4 protein-coding genes are annotated in these 1,502 nt (G+C 35.5%); 2 read left to right on the top strand and 2 right to left on the bottom strand.

Annotated elements, in window-relative coordinates:
* Together RRG12_RS44095 and RRG12_RS44090 are read left to right on the top strand one after the other, a co-directional pair.
* Window positions 1–180 (top strand): hypothetical protein (locus RRG12_RS44095; RefSeq protein WP_420763362.1); only part of this gene is annotated, 180 nt, incomplete at its 5' end.
* A gap of 78 nt (window positions 181–258) precedes the next feature.
* Entirely contained in the window at window positions 259–387 is a 129-nt protein-coding gene (locus RRG12_RS44090) for a hypothetical protein (protein ID WP_420762265.1), read from the top strand.
* Here the strand turns inward: RRG12_RS44090 and RRG12_RS44085 are convergent, their stop codons facing one another.
* Together RRG12_RS44085 and RRG12_RS44080 are read right to left on the bottom strand one after the other, a co-directional pair.
* The gene (locus RRG12_RS44085; protein WP_420762266.1) at window positions 388–1,227 is read right to left on the bottom strand and encodes a nucleotidyltransferase domain-containing protein; all 840 of its coding nucleotides are present in this window, start codon (window positions 1,225–1,227) and stop codon (window positions 388–390) included.
* A gap of 18 nt (window positions 1,228–1,245) precedes the next feature.
* The coding region (locus tag RRG12_RS44080; RefSeq protein WP_420763361.1) for a GNAT family N-acetyltransferase at window positions 1,246–1,502 on the bottom strand (257 nt) is incomplete at its 5' end.

Here is a 1,502-nt window from a genome sequence, read left to right as displayed (position 1 = left end):
AAGAAAAGCAGCCGTCGCCGTCAAAAAGCATCTGACAGCGATAGTAGTGCATCAGTTCAGGGGGCTGTTGAAAATCAGTCAGAAGTTGTTGAAAGCAGCGAAGCTAAAGAAGCACCTGTAAAGAAGACTTCGGGCAAGAGTAAAAAAACAACAGCCAGCAGCACAGAAGCTAGAGGATAAATCAGAGCCAACTAGAGAACTAAACAGGTCAGCTTTTGTGCCAACAATTTACAAGGATGACGAAATCTAAGCTGGTTTATGAGTAAAACAACTACTTCTCACAGAAAAAAAGCAGCAGTCAATAAAAGAATAGTGCTGTGTAATGGAGAAAAGGGAGGCACAGGTAAAAGTATTGGTAATAATTTAAGCGATTTAAAAATAAATTAATTAACTATTATAGTAATTAATGCTGCTTTTACACAATTCAATTAAAATATTAATCCAATGCAAGTCGGTTTTCATATCTCGGTTTAATGGCAATCTTTCATAAAGTTTGATAACTTGCTCTTGATATACATCCAGTAAAATACTTAAAGAATTAAGAATAGATTGTTTTTCTAATAAGGGATAAGAGTATTTTAAAGCTGCAATCATTATTTGACTACCGCGTTGTTCAAAGTGAGCCGATACAGATGAAGAAGGTTTTTTTTGAAAATAATCGTCAAATTGAATAATTATTATCCGAAAATTGTCAAGCAGAGACTGAGCATAAAAAAGTTCTCCACGCATAGCTCGACGGTATACTTCTTCAGCGTGCGCTAGTCCTTTGCTAATAAGTCGATTTACTTCATCAATAGATAGTACAAACTCTAAACCTTGAGAGGCTTGAATAATTTGATATATTAATTTTTTAGAGTCAAAAATAATTAAAATAGGTTGTAAAAACCAAGGTGATGGCTGTAGGTCTTCTGGTTTGTAGTAAAGAACATCAATTTTATTGAATGGATGAAAATGAGAAACACAAATCCAAGGAATTGCTGTCCACTCGTTGTAAATCCATTCTCCCCAATATTTAGGAGCAGAAAAACGCTCTAACAAAAATTGCTCGTGTAATTCTGGTTGCACAACAACCCGAAAATCAATATCTGAAAATTCATCAGCCTTACCTGATGCCACTGAGCCTTGAACGAATAAAGCCTCAACGCCTTTCTTGGCTAAAAAATAATCAACGGTTTTTTCAAGTAAATTTTTACGTGCTGTATTCAACTCATTCGGCTTAAAGTTCATTATTAATTATTTATCTAATTACAATTTTTTTCTCATCCGAATAGATGGCATTTTTTGACCAGAACGTAGGGGATGATCTTCAAAACCTTCATTCATATAACCATTAACTTGATAAAACGGTTCAGCATTAAGCGAAGCGTTCAGATGTAATTCTAACAATCCTTGCTCACGCGCTAATCGCTCTAACTCTTGAAGTATTGCGGTTCCTACTCCAGAACGACCGAAACTTGGAGCCACGTACACAGCACGTAGCTCACTATTACTGACAACAATTG

This window comes from Nostoc sp. CALU 546, from assembly GCF_048836525.1.
The sequence above is the reverse complement of the archived record's forward strand: the minus strand, read 5'-3'. Positions and strand labels throughout refer to the sequence as shown.

Bases quoted from the DNA above. Each gene is read 5' to 3' on its own strand.
- RRG12_RS44090 (WP_420762265.1), top strand. From the start codon at position 259: ATGAGTAAAACAACTACTTCTCACAGAAAAAAAGCAGCAGTCAATAAA.
- RRG12_RS44085 (WP_420762266.1), bottom strand. From the start codon at position 1,227: ATGAACTTTAAGCCGAATGAGTTGAATACAGCACGTAAAAATTTACTT.